Here is a 17444-nt window from a genome sequence, read left to right on the forward strand (position 1 = left end):
AACTTTGTCAAGCGCGCCCGCAGACAGTACACTACGCGGCAGAGAATGCCCCATGCAGGAAAGAAAACGTGACCATTAAACTGATTGTCGGCCTGGCCAACCCCGGTGCGGAATATGCCGCCACCCGGCACAACGCTGGCGCCTGGTATGTGGATTTACTGGCGGATCGCCATCGCGCGCCGCTGCGCGAAGAGAGCAAATTCTTCGGCTATACCTCGCGCATCAACCTGGCGGGCGAGGATGTTCGCCTGCTGGTGCCCACCACCTTTATGAACCTTAGCGGTAAAGCCGTGGCCGCGATGGCGACCTTTTATCGCATCAACCCGGACGAAATTCTGGTTGCCCATGATGAGCTGGATTTGCCGCCGGGCGTGGCGAAATTTAAACTTGGCGGCGGCCATGGCGGCCACAACGGCCTGAAAGACATCATCAGCAAGCTCGGCAATAACCCGAACTTTCACCGCTTACGCGTCGGGATCGGCCATCCGGGCGACAAAAACAAGGTTGTCGGCTTTGTCCTCGGCAAACCACCGGCCAGCGAGCAGAAACTGATTGATGATGCCGTCGACGAAGCGGCGCGCTGTACGGAAATCTGGTTAAAGGATGGTCTCACTAAAGCGACCAACCGTTTACACGCCTTTAAGGCGCAATAAGCCGTTGTCGTGCGGCATTTTTGCCGCGCACCGTGTATAATAGGCAAAGCTATTCAATTTTCTGCAATCTGTTCCTGATAACAGATTGATTATCCAAAGATTAAGGTGATTTAAATCATGGGATTCAAATGCGGTATCGTCGGTTTGCCCAACGTCGGCAAATCCACCCTGTTCAATGCGCTCACCAAAGCGGGTATTGAAGCGGCCAACTTCCCCTTCTGTACCATTGAGCCGAACACCGGTGTCGTACCGATGCCCGATCCGCGTCTGGACAAGCTGGCTGAAATCGTCAAACCGCAGCGTATCCTGCCGACCACCATGGAGTTCGTTGATATCGCGGGCCTGGTGAAAGGCGCGTCCAAAGGCGAAGGTCTCGGCAACCAGTTCCTGACCAACATCCGCGAAACCGAAGCTATCGGCCATGTGGTTCGCTGCTTTGAAAACGACAATATCATTCACGTGGCAGGTAAAGTGAACCCGGCGGAAGATATCGACGTTATCAACACCGAGCTGGCGCTGTCTGACCTTGATACCTGCGAGCGCGCGATTCACCGCGTCTCCAAAAAAGCCAAAGGCGGCGATAAAGACGCGAAAGTTGAGCTGGCCGCGCTGGAGAAATGCCTGCCGCAGCTGGAAAACGCCGGTATGCTGCGCGCGCTGGATCTGACCAAAGAAGAGAAAGAGGCCATCCGCTATCTGAGCTTCCTGACCCTCAAGCCAACCATGTACATCGCGAACGTCAACGAAGACGGTTTCGAGAACAACCCGTACCTCGATCAGGTTCGCGCTATCGCCGAGCAGGAAGGGTCTGTAGTGGTGCCGGTGTGCGCCGCGGTTGAAGCGGACATCGCCGAACTGGACGATGAAGAGCGTGATGAGTTTATGGCTGAGCTGGGTCTCGAAGAACCGGGCCTGAACCGCGTGATCCGCGCTGGCTACGCCCTTCTGAACCTGCAGACCTACTTCACCGCTGGGGTGAAAGAAGTTCGCGCATGGACCATCCCGGTCGGGGCGACCGCGCCGCAGGCAGCCGGTAAGATCCACACCGACTTCGAAAAAGGCTTTATCCGCGCGCAGACCATCGCTTATGAAGACTTTATCGCCTACAAAGGCGAACAGGGCGCGAAAGAAGCCGGTAAAATGCGCGCTGAAGGTAAAGACTACATCGTGAAAGATGGCGATGTGATGAACTTCCTGTTCAACGTCTAATCCCGCTGGCTGGCGTTTCTGCCGCCATCGAGTAATAAAAAATCCACGCTCCGGCGTGGATTTTTTTCCTGTGCGCAAGGCGGCGCGCTACTCCACGATATGGGTCTCTTCTGCCGCCTCGTAGCCATCAACGATCTGCACAATCTTTTTTAACTCGTCCTCAATAAAAGCCGGGGTGGCGCTTTCCCCTGAGGTCGGGTGATGAAGCTCCACCGAGATGCCGCTGGCGGCATTGGTCAGCGACAGGCTGATCTCCTGCGGATCCGCCGCAGACGAGGGTCGCCCGATATGCTGCGCGATGGTCGCCGCCACCACGCGCGTATCAACTTCCGCGAGATGCCCCCACCTCATTTCAACATGCCCCTGCTGCCCTGCCTTTATCACCTGCAGCGTATAGCCGCTTTTTGCCGTTGCCATCTCTTTTCCTCCGGTTTCGTTGCCCGGGCGTCATATTCTCAGCCCGGTTTTATCAGCAAAGTTCGAACATTTCTGCCTTGCCGTTAATGACTCTTTTCCACATAGGTCTGCATGTTTTCTTTGGTCACTAACTCAAACGGGATCCAGACATGGGACTCGACTTTTTCTCCTTTAATCAGCTTCAACGCCACCGCTAAGGCCGTTTTGCCCTGACCAACGGCATCCTGGAAAACCGTTACCTGGATCTTATCGCTGGCCAACGCTTTCAGCCCATCCGGCGTGGCGTCGATGCCGCCGATCAGCAGCTTCTTCTGGCTCTTCTCCAGCGCCATCGCCGCGCCAATCGCCATCTCGTCGTTGTTCGCCGCCACAATATCAATCGCTTCCCCGTTGCCTGTCCAGTTCTGCATCAGATCCATTCCCTCGCTGCGGGAATAGTTGGCCGGCTGTTTCTGCACTACTTTCATCGCCGGATATTTGGCCACCACCTGCTCTACGTCCCTGGTGCGCTGCAGCGCGCCGGCATCGGTGAGATTACCAATCATGATGGCGACGTTGCCTTTGTAGTTCGCCAGCTTCGCCAGCGCTTCCATCTGCAATGTGCCGGACTCCCGCTCGTCCGAACCGACAAACACCACGCCAGGCGGTAACGTTTTATCCCCCGGCGTCCGGTTCACATACACCAGCGGCATCCTGGCCTGCTGCGCCATCTTCGTCAGCTGCGGGGTGCTGGCGGAGTCCACGGGGTCAACGATGATCGCGTCCACGCCGGAGGCAATGAAGCTCTGCACCTGATCGGCCTGGCGTCCGGTGTCGCCGCGGGCGTCTTCGAACTGCACCTCGACCTGGCGGGCATGAGCTTCTTTCTCAATGGACTGACGAATAATGGTGAGAAAGTTTTGATCGAAGTAAGCCATCGAGACGCCGATCTTCTCCGCCAATGCCGAAGCGGAACTGGCCAGAAGGCCAACTAACAGGATGATTTTACAGTGCTTCATAGCATGCCCTCAGAGGTCGAAATAAAATTTTCAATATAAAATTAAACGGTATATTTAAATCATTTTCAGACTACGAAGGGCGTAGAGTTCTTGCAATCATGATGTAAAGAAAATGTTGCCATGCGCACACTTTATTTCACCGCCTCACTCACCGAAGGCCCACCGGTTGCGGGTCGCGCAGCGGGCGGTGGCGCCGGCTGTTTTCGCTTCAGCAGGGCATACTCCACGATCAGCTGTTGCAGATGCAGTTCGGCGAGACTGCCGCGGGCGGCTGGCCAGGGTTGACCTGCGGGGAGCGCGGCCAGCTCGCGCAGCTGCTCTTCCAGCGGAACGGCGCGGTTAAGCGACTGCATAATGGCAAACACCGCCGTTTTCAGTTCGCTCACCGTCAGGTACTTCCCCTTCTGCTCGTCGAGGGCATTGAGCTGACCGGCGAGCCGTTGCAGCTGACGCATGCCCTCCGCCCAGCCGGTGAGGTTTTCCGCGGGCAATGCCGCAGCGCTTAGCTGCCGCTGCCACTGCTGCGCCAGGGGCTTTGCCTGTTCCGGCCAGCGGCTCAAGGCCAGCTGGACCAGCCGGTCGCCGTAGCTTATCGCCCAGTCCGGCGCCAGGCGGGCGAGATCGTCAAGCTGGCGCTGCGCCTGGCGCAGATCGACCGGCGCGTGGGGAGATGCCCCCGGGAGGTCCGCTAGCGGCCCAGCCTGTTGCGTCATCACAGTTGGCGGCAAATCGGTCTGGCGCAGCGCCAGCCATCCACCGACGGCGATGCCCGACACCGCCAGCATGGTGACCATTCCGGCGATAAATGGCTTCCAGCGCGACGCGGCGACCGGAGTCGATGCCATCCCTGGCGCGGGCCGCTTTGCTGGTGAAGACGGAGCCAGCGGCTCAGCCTCTGGTCTACGTTGTCGTTCTGGCGCTGGCTCAGCCTTCGCAGCATCCTCTTCGCTGACCAGAGCGTCGGGAAGTGCCGCCTCAGACATCGCCACCGGCGGCGTGGCGGGAGGCGCTGGCGCAGGGTCGAGGTTCTCGAAGCGGGTTGCCGTGCTGCGCAGCAGCGCCCGCAGGTCACTCAGCGGGTTTTCAGGCGCGATCTCAAGGCGCTGGAGCACCGCGTCGAAGGTTTGCAGCGAACACTCAGCCTGGCTAAGCGACGCAAGATCGTCCGGGGTGAGGTTCAGGGTGCGGATCACCTGCCGCAGTCGCTTGCTCAGGGTGCGGAAGATTTCGGTGCGGGCCGGGAGCGCCTGCGGCCACAGGTTTTTACCCTGGTGGGCCAGCAGCGTTTCCAGCAGCGATAGCCCCTCGTTGATCCCTGCCAGGCCGTCCAGCCGGGCGCGGGCCAGCGTATACCAGGCGACAGTCTGCAGATCCGCGCCGTGATGCTCCAGCAGCGCACGGGCAAGCTGCTCGGCATACGGCCAGTTAATATCCGGCCGCGCCGGGTGGCTGAGCTTGTTCATTTCCGCACGCAGGGCAATAAAATCAGCCAGCGTGCGCGGGTCGCCACCGGTTTTATAACGGCGGTCTTTATGTGTTGTCATCATGATGTCTTTCAGCGAGAGATTAGAGGGCGGAGCGGGCGTCAAGGTACTGCTGACGTTTAAGGTGGCGGATCAGCACCCTGCCTTCAGGCATAAACTCTGTGCCGTAACGTACCAGACCGATATCCTTCAGCTCAGCATCAATGGCATAGCGCAGTTCGCCGGGCGCATCCTGATCGAGCATCACCACCGCGATCCGCTGCAGGCGCGGTTCGTATTTCAGCAACACCGCCGACAGCGTACTCATCAGCTGATGCGCCGACGCCGGCATGCCCTGGAGGATAGCGGTCATATCCGGCAGGCCGTAGTCCGGCAAATGCGCCAGCGTTCCGGCCCGACAGTTGAGGATGCGCTGCATGTTATCGAGCACCGACAGGATGACCTGATCCGTTTCGCTGACGTTGTTCAGGTCCAGCCCGCCGGCGAAATTGCCGTAGAGGATGTCGTACAGGGAGGGACGAGGCATTTCACTTCTCCTTAAGCGGGTGCAGCGTCAGTTGATTTTGGCTGGCTTCGATAATGCGCGGTCTCGCCGGGTCGAGATCGTCCCGGGTGAGTACCAGCCGCCAGCTATTTAGCGTCAGGTCTGGATCGATAAACATGGCCGCCACCGCCACAAACTGCGCGCTGGTTTCCATGGGCATATCAACGGTCACCGATTCGCCCGGACGCAGGCGAATATCTTTTTCCGCCACCCGGTCCGCCTGCAGCGCCTGGCCATCGCCGGCAAACAGCGACGGGTAGTCAGTATTGTCAAACGCCTGTCGGTCCTTCAGCTGGTAAATACGCACCACCGTCGCCAGGGAGGCGCCTTTGGCGTTGTTATTCACGCCTTCCCGGGCGCGAAGATCCAGATGAAGCGTTTTCACCTGGGGGTAAAAAATGGACTGGGTCACGGAAACGGCGCCGTCTTTTACGGTCTGCGTCAGGCCGCAGCCGGTTAAGAGGGTGACCATGAAGAATGCCAGTAACGTGGCAGAGGGTTTAACTACGGTAATCGCCATCTTCATCGCTCTCCCTGCGGTGGAGGTTTTCCCGGACGCGCTGATAGCGCCCCAGATAAATCGTGATCCTGTCGTCAGCCTGCTTCTGCGCATCCAGCGGTTGCAGCACAGCCGTTCTCCCGAGCTGGACGGCATGCGCCTGCTGGCAGCAAAGTTGCGCATCCGGCAGTAAATGGCGGGCGACGCAAAGCTGCAGCCGCACGTCGAGATGAGATCCGAGCCAGACGTGCAGGAGCGCCATCAGGTCGCTGAACAGTTCGCCGCCGGGCAGCCAGCCGCGGACCTCATCAGGCTTTTCCGTCGCCAGCTGCAGCAACACCTGACCGTTCACATCCGTAGCGTGAGTTCCCATCACTGGCCGATGCTGCAGGCTAACCGGCTGGCGGATGCTCATCGTTAACGGCTGCGACAAGGGGATCCGGCAGGGATCGTGGTGGTACACCGTCGCCCGGGTCCCCGGGGCCAGGAGCGCCACCAGCGCCTCCATGCCTTCCCCGGATCTCCCCGGCAGCATCATTACCGGCAGCAACGCCAGAAATCGCGACAGCGGCGCTGCGGCAACGGCGGCACATCCCGGTATACCCAGCCCCGCCAGGCCCAGCAGATACTGCGAGGTGTTGTCCGTGCCACCCGCCCGAAAGGTTGCCGGGTAGGAATATTTGCGCCAGATACGGTAATACTGGGCGATCAGCCGATGGTTAAAGATATCGAGAAAATCCTCGGTCGCCTCGACGCCTTCCCGCCGTTGCGCAATGTCATCGCTATAGTGGGTCGGTAGCGGGGATTCCACGCCGTAGAGACCCATAAAAGCAACGCGAACCGCCGGCGGCCGGGGCGGGTCAGGATCGTCCATTCCACGGATTTCGCCGGCCGGGAAGCCCATCCCCGGATGCGGGCGAAAGCGTATGGGTTCATCACCCACCAGCCAGCCGCTGCCGATGATCGGCGCCTTCGGATGGTTCTCCTCCAGCAACTGGCAGAAGCGGTAAAAATTCATGTACGGCAACTGAGGCCGGAGCTGCGCCATCAGCCGGGCAGGCGCAGACTGTGATTCTCTTTCCACCGGATACATTTTCCTTCAGGTTGAACAATGAGCGTTAGCTGGTTGAACTGATTCATATCGGCATACAGCGCGAAAAAGCGGTTGAGCATGTCGCCAAACAGATGGACATCCCCCATGCCGGTAAATCCACTGCCGTCGAGCGTCACTTCGATATCCAGCCCGCGCAGCAGGAAGCCCTGTTCGAAACGCTGAATTCGGTGATGGCTGACCGCCAGAATAGCGTCCAGACGACGGTTATTGAGCTCATCCTCCCGCCAGTTGTAGAGCGACAGCGTACCGCGCAGTACCTCGGCGCTGCTCATCATGTTGAGAAAACGGGTGCCCAGATGGCTCATGACCCGCCAGTGGTAGCGGTCTTCCGCCGGGGGATATGCCGGCAGCGTGGGTTTACAGAGATTACGGACGGTAAGCGGCGTGGCTGATATCGACTCACAGCGATCCAGCAGCGTGCTCTGTAGCGCCCGGCGCGGCAGCTGGCCGTTAGTGCCGGTGATGCGCAAGGAGACCGTTTCCCGCGCCAGCGCCCGGTCAGCCTCCCATTGCTGTCCGCCGAGGATAAGCCAGGTATCGTGCATGCCGGTGACGCCCCGTTTGACGCGGGTGTGGTAGTAGCGTTCCGGCGCATGGCGACGCATCATCCCGCCCTGGTGACGAAAGCTGGTGAAAGGCACATAGCGTGCCTCCCCGGTGCGCCCGGAGCCGGTCACGCTGTCGACAGAATAGATTTCGGTATGCCCGTCCTGCAGGCGCTTCGGACGCAGGAGGTATTCGCTCTCCAGCCCGCTGATGGTTAACGGGTCAGCCTCAAGGGTAAACAGGTTAATCACCGGCACACAGTGCAGGCGCAGGCTGCTTGCGCTGACGGGCAAATCGCTTTGCCAGACCTCGCTGAACACCACCTCAAGCGTGAAATGCGCTATCCCCGCCGGTAGCGTCATGTTTTCCAGACCATTTAGCTGCACGAACATAAATTTTTCGCGAAAGGTGAAGTACTCGAGCAGCAACTGATAGCCGCTGAAAGCGCTCTCCCCCTTCGGCCATAAACGATCCTCCTCGCTAAATCCCCCCGGCGAAAAATAGCCGTCCAGACTTACCCGCTCCGCCTGCCCTGGCAGGCGCAGGTACAGCGAGGCCTGGCGTCGGGTCAGCCAAAGATGAAGAGCGCTGCCGGTAACGGCGTCTTCCCCCAGGTACAGCGGCAGGCGGCGGAGATCGGTCTGCGACCAGTCTGCCAGCTCGCTACAGGTGAAGCGTAGCCGCAGGACCGAACGTCCGTCCGGCTCCGCCGTCATCACCGCCTCCTCTATCGCCAGCGGATTAAGCGTCAGATCGCGGGTGGTTCGGTACCGGCACACGGTATTTTTCGGCCCCAGTGGGCGGGAGCTTATTTCAAACCCGGCGGGCACCGTTTCCACCATCTTCATCGCCGGCAGCGTTGGGGTCAGCGCCACGATCGATAACGACGGAATGGTGCGCAAATAGTGCGGCCACAGCATGCTGACCAGCCCCTCGGTCAGCTCCGGCAGATCATCATCAATTTTTTCGCGCAAGCGACCTACGGAAAAGGCAAAGCCTTCAAACAGGCGCTCAACGTAAGGGTCCGGCGTGCCGGCTTTATCGAGATCCAGCATCGCCGCCCGGTCGGGGTGAGCCTGCGCGAACGCTTTTGCCGCCTCACGCAGGTAGCGCATTTCAGCGTCAAAATATCGCAGGGTTAAATCGTCCATTATGACTATTCCATTATTCGTCTTCAGGGAGACACGCAGCATGGCTGCGCGGGCAGATTAGTTGGCCGCCGGGCGGCCATGAGCAGAGGAGGCCCGGCGTCGCAGGTCAACGCCAATCAGTGAGGGAGGCGGTTTCAGTATCCCTCTTCGCCGGGTATATCGTCGGTCAGCGGAACACGCTCAGCAGGCGCGCGCACGCTGAATATCGTCTCCGGTAGCGTAAAGTTTCGCAGGGCCAGCAGCGCCAGCGGTCCTTCCCCCGACTCGGTGCGCAGGGTGTAGTTCAGCGACAGACCATCCGGCGCTTTCCAGCTCAGGCTCCAGCTGCTGCTCGTTCCGGGGTAAGCGCTGACCACCGCCTTATCCAGCAGGCGGATCCAGCCCCAGGCCCCCTGAAGATCTGCATACTGGCGGGTGCCCGCCCGGGTGCTGATCCAGCTCAGACTGGCGCCCGGCGCTTCGGTATCGGCGGGCCAGCTGAACCGCCGCCAGGCCGGCATCTGGTTCATGTAGACAAGTTTCTGGCTGTCGATGACCAGCTCCGTCTGCATCACGCCATCCGCGGTGCCGGGGCGTAGCGCAAAATGCAATCCCGCTTCGCCGTTGGCGAACGCGACGTCGGAGAGATGGCTCAGGGTATTCATCGCCTGCAGAAAGGCCGGGTTAAACGTCAGCCCCTGGGCATTGATACTGTCCGCCATCCAGCGGCTCCCCTCTTTATGCAGCACGCCGTTCAGCCGGGTCTGCAGAAAGCGGGCGATGCGTCCGGTCTCGCTATTGAGATATTTTGCCAGCAGCGGCAGTGAAACTTCACTGCTGGTATTTTTAAAGGGGTAGCGACCGCCAAAAGCGCTATTCCAGTCCTCCACCACCGCGCTGCGCCACTGGGCGTTGAGACTTTCCGCCGCCGGGGTCAGCACCTGCTGCCAGGCCTGCTCCATCGGGCGAACAAACAGCGTCTGCCCAAAACCACTCCACTGCTGGCCCAGTCCCGCCGCCACCAGGCTGCCGTAGTCGCGCGTTTCGGTTAGATCCACAGCCTTGCCCTGGAACACCGTCTGCGCAAGCAGGCGCGTCATCGCCTGCGGGTCGGTGGCGTTGGTGACCTGCTGCAGGCGCAGACGCACCTGGGTGACGCGGGTCAGGAAGGTCTGCAGGCTAAGACGGCTGGTGGACGCCCCGCCGTCGCGATTGTCCAGCAGCGCCAGTACGGGCCCGAAGGTGGCATCCAGAGGACCGCGCACGCCACCCTGCTGGTCGATGGCGGACTGCCCGTCGCGGTTAAACAGATTTTTCGCTGATTTGACAAGCGAATCGGCAATAGCTTCCCCGGTCTGGCCGGTTCGCCCCTGCATGCTCAGGGTGTTCATCAGCGCCACCAGCGGCGACTGGCGCACATCGGCCATCAGGGTCAGCTGGTCGATGGCATCGGAGAGGGTCTCCACGCGCTGCCAGCGTAAGCTGTTGAGAAAATCCAGCCAGGCGCCGCTGAAATCAGCGAAATAACGCTCCGCCAGCCGGACTCGCAAAGCTTCCGGCGACGCCGACTGCGCGGCAGGCTGCTTCGCGTCGCTCAGCACCCAGTCCATTTCATCGCGGCGTTCCTCGACCACTTTCTCAATGGCCGGCTGTACGGCCTGCTCCCAGGCCTGACGGGTAAACATCCCCGGCACCACCTCATCGGTGGTGAACAGGCGCGACGCGTCGGTGTCGCCGGTCATGTCCGCCAGGTGCAAGTCCGCATACTGATTCGCCACCTGCGCGAGCATCTTCTGATAAAGCGTGGACTCACTGTTGCGCTGGCCCAGTTGGCGAATTAACCGTGTGCGCGCCTGGCTGACCAGACCGTCATCGACAGGCAGACGCCACTGCGGATGCGACGCCAGGCTGGCAGCGTAAAATGCCAGTAGCGAAGGGCCGCTGCCCTGCCAGACGGCGTCGGCGATGCCTGAGCGCTGCGACCAGTCCTGCATCAGCGTGGTGGCAAACCAGGACGCGTCCATCCTCTCAGGGCGCGAGAGCATCAGGTACAGTTTTAACTGGTCGTAAGCCGTTTTTGCCCTCTTCTCGCGAAGCGGACTGTCCGGCGGAAGCTGCACAAAGGCGTTCAGTTGCCCTTCCAGATGGCGCGCCGTCGCATCACGCAGCAGCGGTAAGGCGCTTTCGCCATAGCGCGGCAGAAGCGCCGCCAGCAGGTCATCATTCTGGCTGAGGCCAGCGCGGAGGTACCAGGGTGCTCCGTGCTGTGACCGGTATTCCAGCCGGGCAAGGGTTTTCTGCAGTTCAGACAGGGCATGCAGACGGACCGTCAGCGGCTGTTTCTCCGCTGAAAGCGGCTGAACCTGCTGCTGCGCCTGCGCCACCTGGCTGCGGTTAGTGATAAAGGAGACGGTCATTGAGGCGGCCCACAGCGCCATCAGCACCGCAATGCTCACGCCCGCCATCTGCGCCCCGCTGACGCCCGGTTTACGCGCACGCAGGCCTGCCGGTAACGCCAGCGGGGATTCCGGGATGGCGTCCCAGCGGTTATCCCGGCTCCAGTGGTGGGCAACGCTGCGCTGCGCCCCGGCAGAGGGGGCGCTGAACACCACCCCCGCCAGCGGCAGCGGACGGTACGGATTAAGCAGCACGGACAGGGGACCGGTCAGGCTTTCCGGCCCGCGGGTCAGTTGGTCGGCCAGGGTGAGCAGAAAATGATGCTGCGGTCTGTCGCAAATCTGCTGAATGCCCTGCGCGGTGAGCGCCGGTATCAGCCCGTTCAGCTGGCGGGCCAGCGCGTCAGGCGCACATCCCGCTGACAGCAGGCAGCCCACCGGCTGGGTTGTCCGGCCAGCCTGTTCCCCGCCACGCCCGTGCAGCGACCAGACATACAGCGGCAGCCGCCAGCCCAGGGCCTCATAACGACCGCTCAGGGCATGGGCCAGCGCATCCGTCGCATCAGAAGTGAGTGATGCGGCGGGCATATCGCCATCCGCACCGGGAACAGAGTCAAAAGCGGAGGTCACCCACACCATACCGTCCGCCGGGCGACGGCGCAGCTTTCGCAGCGCGGCGAACCAGGCGGCGTCCACCGGTGCCGCCGGGTCGCCGCCCCACAGCAGCAATGTCCCCCGGTCTTCCTGCCAGAGTTCCTGGGTGAGTTTTGGGGTCAGCTGTTCGACGTCGGCGATGCTGCCGGTAATCAGCAGGATGCGGAGTTTGCGGGGCCAGAAATTACCGTAAATGTGTCGCAGGGCTTGTTGTAATTCGGTTATTAATTTCTTATTTACTGCCACCTGTTTTAAATGAACGCTATTGTTTGATCGAGCGCCCTGTTTATCATTTAACTGACGAAAAAAACGCAGTCTTGATGCAAACACAACAAGTGAGCGCCGACTTACAAGCAATAAAGAGAGGAAAACCGGAACAGAAAAAATAGTACAGAGTATGCCAAATTTTTCTGCTGGTGCTGTCCATCCTAAAGATGGCCCCCATAAGTAATAAATCAGAAGTAAAATAGCCGTAACAATAGCAACAAAAAAAATGCCAGAAAATTTGATAATGAAACTTTTCATGCTATAGCACACCTTTACCACTGGCAGCCGAATTAAAGAAATGAGAGATTAAGAGGTCATCATTTTTATTTACAAACAAATATTTTCCAGGAAGAAGATATTCATTTACATAATTCAATTGTAAAAATTCGGTAAGCGGCGGGCATAAACATACATAGTTGCCTGAATCAACGTAGGTATACGACGAAAGTGCACTTTCAGACATATAGTCTGTGGTTTTTAACACCAGCTTTTTTAGCTCTTCTTCATTCAACCCGGAATATACAACACCGGATAATTTCTCCCCATCATTAGCACCACCCCAAATTAGTGACTTATCTATCCCCGGCCAGTCGTATTCTGGACGAAAAAGAGATCCTAAAGATGAGTTGTTGCCACCTTCGTCATCATTTTTTAATTTTCCAAATAAAAACATTACAGATTCAGATTTATTATCAATTTTATCATAAAATAATTCCACACCATGAAAACTGGCAGCGATGAGAATAATATATTCATCAGAAGATCTGTCTAACCAGCTATCAATAGATTCTGATAGATTATTGCTAAACTCAACATTCGCTAACGGAAATACATTCTCAAACCGAACTTGCCAAATTTTTTCCATCAAAGATTTTAAATTATCATGAAGAACACACACTACCTTTATTCTGGCATGCTTAGGTAAAATAGTTATATGCATATGAATATCATTAATGAACTCCCCCATGATTTCATTAAATAAATGAACGTTTCTTTGCTGTATTTGACTACCGCTTTTTAATTCATTTACTGACGAATTAAAAGTAAGGTACCTGGACATATGTGTGGATTTTGGTGTGTAACGAACGGGCAACAAAGAATTGCCTGCCACATCAACCACTTTCCCGTTTAAATCAGGTAATCTGACCTGTAACTCAATAATATCAAGATTAACCCTTCCTTTTTGAAGCAACTCCTGATAATAAGTGGAGCGAGTTTCATTCCAGTTGGTTACCTCAATATCCTCATTATCCCAAAGTATAATTCTGAAAAAAAATACAGCTCCACAAAAAAGTAGTGGTACCAGCAATAATTCAGTCCAAAAAGCGAAGCTATTTTTTGATAAATACTGAGGGAAATAAACTAAAAAAACATATATATATACCACCACTATGCAAACAGAAATTACGGCATCAATCCATAATGGCAATTTTTTTTGAGCTGCTTTTTCTGCTGATGGAATATCAAAGATATTTACTGGCATAATTCTATTCCTTTAAAACACGCGAACCAGAAGAGATAAGAATAGCACCACACGCACAGCGATGTCCCTCTAATGCAATAGCTAATCCATTATCGCAATGGTTTTCATCCCCTTCACTTATATTATTCAAACCATGTGTCGGACAGGAGACAAGATCAGATTTACGTGCCACAGATTTGCCATCAATGGTGATCTGAGGTGAGCCCGTTAAAACAGATCCACCATGAGATGTTTTGTCACCTACACAGATAGTTTTTTTCATATCATAACCATTTTTATTTATTGTTTATCTCAGGAAGTCTTTCAAGCGGTAACACCAGAACACCATCAGCATCCTCAGAACTATCATCCCTATTTAATGGCAATCCTGTATCGGGATTCACATCTTCTACTTTATCCTTTCCATTGATTCTAAATGCAATATTGTTTTTTTCATAAACAAAATAATCTTCTTTACTTTTGAGGAAAGCAGCATGCAACTTATTATCAATTATTGCAGAGGAAGTAAATTCATTTATAGAAACTAACGTATCAAATGTTTTACTATAAAACAGGATGTTATATGAGGTACCTCGACGTCCATCCTTTCCCGGACTGATATTTGTACACCCTGAATAAAATAGCAGATAATCAGGTTTATCAAGTAATACAGCATCAAATTTATTATAGCAGTGTAAAGGATATTCATAGCTGTTCACCTCAGTGCTTTTTATAATAAACTGAGATAGTTTACCGCCCTTTTTAATCCTAATGATTTGTTGTGGCAGATATGAATCAATATTTATATCTGGATAAATACCTTTGGAGATTTTAACTTTTTTGCCATCAAAAAAGCCAAGCCATAAGTCCTGTTTTTTATTTATCAACCAGTATTGATTTTGAAAAACATCTTTGTTCTCTCACTATCAGTGAGGTTATTTTGACTTTTTTTTAAAATCAATAAATTGATCATGATATCTTTCATTTGCATCCAGATCTAATAGACTTCCAAAATCACTCTCGGAAGAGAATATCTCATCATTTTTATCGCTAGCACGAACAATTTGTGTTGATATCAAAAAACAAAATAAAACTAAATATTTCATGATTTATCCCCTATGGGTAATCAAAATAATTAATAGAGATATTAATCAACAACAGTGACTTCAGGAAGTCTTTTTAAAATGACAGGTTGGAATCCATCTGGATCATCAATCATAACTGGTTTTCCATTTTTCATGACAGGACTTCCGTTATCATCTATTTCTGGTACCTTTTCCTGGGGTTTTCCAGTTTTTTTATCAACAACAATAACCTGATCTGAACCTGTAAACTTAAATGCTGACTCAATACTGTAATCGATATAATAATCTCTAACCTTTTCAACCGATTTTTTGAAAACGCTGATACTATCTCCCTGCAATGCCGAATCAGGAAATTCATCAAGCTGCAATATTGTATCAAACGTCTTACTGTAAAATAGTATATTATAAAAAATGCCTAATTTTTTAGAGTATAATTTATCACCACGGGCACATCCAGTATAAAAAACCATATAATCCTGAGCATCAAACAATATCCCATCTCTTCGATTGACACAAACGGATGGATATTTACCATTACTATTTAGTAATAAAAATTGAGATATTTTACCACCTCTTTTTATTCGAATTATGCTTTCTGGAAATAACGTTTCGCCAGGAATATTAACATAAGTACCTGCGGGTATTTTTACATATTTCCCATCAAATATCCCAATCCATAAGTCCTGTTTTTTATTTACCAACCAATATTCATTGGTTGTTAATAGCTTTGATCTTTGATTATCAGGAAGATTATTTTGTTTAACTTTGAATTCTATATAATTTTCATGTTGCTCTCGATCAAAAGCTTCTTGACGAGTTTGCCATGACTGATCATCAACGCGACCAGAAGATATAGTTTCTGCTTGAGTTAATGGCGATATTATTATATAGCAGAATATCAAGAATTTAATTAATTTAGTCATCATAAATTCCTTAAGGATAATTGAATCCATCAATAAATGGCACAGGATCAATACGGTCAATGATCCCTCGCCCAGGTCTTTCAATTCTTCTTGCTTCAAAATGTAAATGTGCACCCAGTTCAATTGTAGTCATGCCATCAGCATTCCCTGTGCATCCTGTTTTCCCCAGAACATCCCCACATTTCACTGATGAGTCATGAGAAATATCAGAGTTAATCTCTGACAGATGCGCATAAAAAAAATAAACATCCTGTAACTGATTTCCATCATATTGGCAAAGGGAAATCTTATTTTCAGGTAAATCCTCTATTTGTATGATAATACAAATCTGTTTTCCATAATCACCATTATCTCTAATCATAGCCACACGCCCATCAGCTACTGCATAAATAGGTGTACCAGGAAGAGCTTCAATATCCACTCCTTGATGAGGCCTTGGTACTCCGTGAACATGCCTGACATTACTTCCAAAACTCGCAGCTCTGGGTCCACTTAGTCCGTGTGTTCTAATTTTACATATATCTAAAGGGTTATGCCATTTGTCAGAATATCCTGACATTGAATCAACACCAACAGTCGATGCAGTCGATGCAGTCGATGCAGTCGATGCAGTCGATGCAGTCGATGCAGTCGATGTTTGTGCCGGTAATTCGGTATTCAAATCAAAATTAGGATTAAGTTTTTTAATGATTTCTTTAAGATCATAATCTGTTCCCTTTGGTATCACTCTATAATCATCTGGAACAATAATAGCTCTGTAATAAGAAATTAACCAAGCCACATATGCAGTACGACCTTTTCCATCGATAGAAAGATACCTCTCTACATCCTCATCATTAACATTACTTTTAAGTCTGGATTCTAAAGTTTTATCCGTATAAACTCTATATTTATTCTCCGTTCCAGCACCATTCATAATAATGTCATATGCTCCGTTCTCACCATTATGATGGATAAGATAAGCTAATTTCGCGACTTCATCTGGTTCTAATGATAACACACCAAGTAACACGCCAGAAATATTGTCAAGTCCCTGTCTATCATACAAGCCAATCATATCAATACTGTATTCTACATTAACCCGCAAAGATAAAACAGTATCTTTATCAATTTCTGTTACCGTCCCATCAACAGATTCTCCAAAAAGCTTTCCATTTGTATAGAACAGTTTTTGGTAAGAATATTTTTCTGTTATAAACTGATAAACCTTAGACTCAGGTTCAGCACAAAGGGGTAACCATGTATCAGGTTTAAACTGTCCTAACCCTACCGCCCCCGAACCAGTAGGATTGGTCGCGTTTGCTTTCCATCTTGACTCCGCATAAATTAATGCAGCAAGTCCCTCTGGCTGAAAATCATATTTTTTGGCCGTTTCAATGATATAATCTCGATATTGCTCTGCCTTTGGTGGAAGGCGTAACCCTTCACTGACATTACCAATATTACTCACACTGGTGGGAGCACCACCTTCTGTTCTGGTGGTTTGATTTACAGAAGGCGTCGGACTTTCCGTTGTTCTACCTTCTGATGGGCCGGATGCAGATGAGTCATTTCTTTGTTTCGCCTTTTCTTTTTCCTGTTGTTTGCTCGATTGTTGGGTACCTTGTTTAACTCTGGTACTCCCTTTTATTATCATTTCCCTGGACGATATCCGCAGACTTAACGTTCCCAGCGGTAATTTTTTATGGTTGGCTATCAGAATATATTCTTTCTTATTCAAATGTTGTAATTCAACCTTTATACCTTTGGTACTATCTTCAATAAGCAGACCTGCCACAATACCAGTCCCATCGGTTATGTATTCATACGTCCTGCCATCGAAAGTGAGTCTGACTTTTGCATTTTCGAGCGGACGCCAGGCAAGATCGCAGATCCTCAACGTCAATTGAGTATCATAGACTTTATCTTTTGATGGTAAATTTAATATCTGTCCGGGTTGGATAATATGTCGCTCTGCTTTAGTGTGAAGTCCATTAATACTGGCAAGTTCATTGATATCAATGCCAAATTTACGACTAATTTTCCACAGACTATCACCCTTCTGAACGGTATACTGTTCCATA

General features: G+C 52.8%; 16 protein-coding genes. 2 read left to right on the plus strand and 14 right to left on the minus strand.

Annotated features, from left to right (window positions below; genetic code table 11):
* Window positions 1–68 precede the first annotated feature (68 nt).
* Window positions 69–653 carry an aminoacyl-tRNA hydrolase gene (gene pth, locus ABLX76_RS04370; RefSeq protein WP_004180389.1) on the plus strand — a complete coding sequence of 195 codons (585 nt, stop codon included), beginning with the start codon at window positions 69–71 and terminating at the stop codon, window positions 651–653.
* Window positions 654–770: 117 nt separating this feature from the next.
* Window positions 771–1862, plus strand: a complete 1092-nt coding sequence (gene ychF, locus ABLX76_RS04375; RefSeq protein WP_002910443.1) for a redox-regulated ATPase YchF — start codon at window positions 771–773, stop codon at window positions 1860–1862.
* Window positions 1863–1949: 87 nt separating this feature from the next.
* Here the strand turns inward: ychF and ABLX76_RS04380 are convergent, their stop codons facing one another.
* The 14 genes from ABLX76_RS04380 to ABLX76_RS04445 all read right to left on the minus strand — a co-directional run bounded on the left by ABLX76_RS04380 (window position 1950) and on the right by ABLX76_RS04445 (window position 17443).
* Entirely contained in the window at window positions 1950–2279 is a 330-nt protein-coding gene (locus ABLX76_RS04380) for a DUF1869 domain-containing protein (protein WP_050533290.1), read from the minus strand.
* Between the two features lie 83 nt (window positions 2280–2362).
* Window positions 2363–3277 (minus strand): sugar ABC transporter substrate-binding protein, encoded by a 915-nt coding sequence (locus ABLX76_RS04385; RefSeq protein ID WP_023290154.1) that lies wholly within the window; start codon window positions 3275–3277, stop codon window positions 2363–2365.
* Window positions 3278–3408: 131 nt separating this feature from the next.
* A complete protein-coding gene (locus ABLX76_RS04390; RefSeq protein WP_348874069.1) occupies window positions 3409–4824 on the minus strand; it encodes a VasL domain-containing protein in 1416 nt (471 codons plus the stop codon).
* Between the two features lie 19 nt (window positions 4825–4843).
* Window positions 4844–5287, minus strand: coding sequence for a type VI secretion system baseplate subunit TssE (tssE, locus tag ABLX76_RS04395; RefSeq protein WP_048297773.1), 444 nt, complete (start codon window positions 5285–5287; stop codon window positions 4844–4846).
* A 1-nt stretch (window position 5288) separates the two neighbouring features.
* Complete coding sequence (gene tssJ, locus ABLX76_RS04400) at window positions 5289–5825, minus strand: type VI secretion system lipoprotein TssJ (protein ID WP_086075653.1); 537 nt, start codon at window positions 5823–5825, stop codon at window positions 5289–5291.
* Window positions 5806–6822, minus strand: coding sequence for a type VI secretion system baseplate subunit TssG (gene tssG / locus ABLX76_RS04405; protein WP_072199222.1), 1017 nt, complete (start codon window positions 6820–6822; stop codon window positions 5806–5808). The genes tssJ and tssG overlap by 20 nt, the downstream gene beginning before the upstream one ends.
* Before the next feature lie 29 nt (window positions 6823–6851).
* A complete protein-coding gene (tssF, locus tag ABLX76_RS04410; RefSeq protein WP_348874071.1) occupies window positions 6852–8615 on the minus strand; it encodes a type VI secretion system baseplate subunit TssF in 1764 nt (587 codons plus the stop codon).
* 134 nt (window positions 8616–8749) lie between these two features.
* Complete coding sequence (locus ABLX76_RS04415) at window positions 8750–12169, minus strand: ImcF-related family protein (protein ID WP_192870650.1); 3420 nt, start codon at window positions 12167–12169, stop codon at window positions 8750–8752.
* A 1-nt stretch (window position 12170) separates the two neighbouring features.
* A complete protein-coding gene (locus ABLX76_RS04420) occupies window positions 12171–13394 on the minus strand; it encodes a hypothetical protein (protein ID WP_101992896.1) in 1224 nt (407 codons plus the stop codon).
* Between the two features lie 4 nt (window positions 13395–13398).
* Window positions 13399–13656 (minus strand): PAAR domain-containing protein, encoded by a 258-nt coding sequence (locus ABLX76_RS04425; protein WP_065881245.1) that lies wholly within the window; start codon window positions 13654–13656, stop codon window positions 13399–13401.
* 13 nt (window positions 13657–13669) lie between these two features.
* Window positions 13670–14260, minus strand: coding sequence for a hypothetical protein (locus ABLX76_RS04430; protein WP_142276980.1), 591 nt, complete (start codon window positions 14258–14260; stop codon window positions 13670–13672).
* 48 nt (window positions 14261–14308) lie between these two features.
* Complete coding sequence (locus ABLX76_RS04435) at window positions 14309–14479, minus strand: hypothetical protein (protein ID WP_158240111.1); 171 nt, start codon at window positions 14477–14479, stop codon at window positions 14309–14311.
* 41 nt (window positions 14480–14520) lie between these two features.
* Window positions 14521–15384, minus strand: a complete 864-nt coding sequence (locus ABLX76_RS04440; RefSeq protein ID WP_223822573.1) for a hypothetical protein — start codon at window positions 15382–15384, stop codon at window positions 14521–14523.
* Between the two features lie 7 nt (window positions 15385–15391).
* A complete protein-coding gene (locus tag ABLX76_RS04445) occupies window positions 15392–17443 on the minus strand; it encodes a peptidoglycan DD-metalloendopeptidase family protein (RefSeq protein ID WP_348874075.1) in 2052 nt (683 codons plus the stop codon).
* Between the last annotated feature and the right edge of the window lies 1 nt (window position 17444).

Source organism: Klebsiella sp. JB_Kp004, assembly GCF_040065795.1.
Classification (GTDB): Bacteria; Pseudomonadota; Gammaproteobacteria; order Enterobacterales; family Enterobacteriaceae; genus Klebsiella; species Klebsiella quasipneumoniae.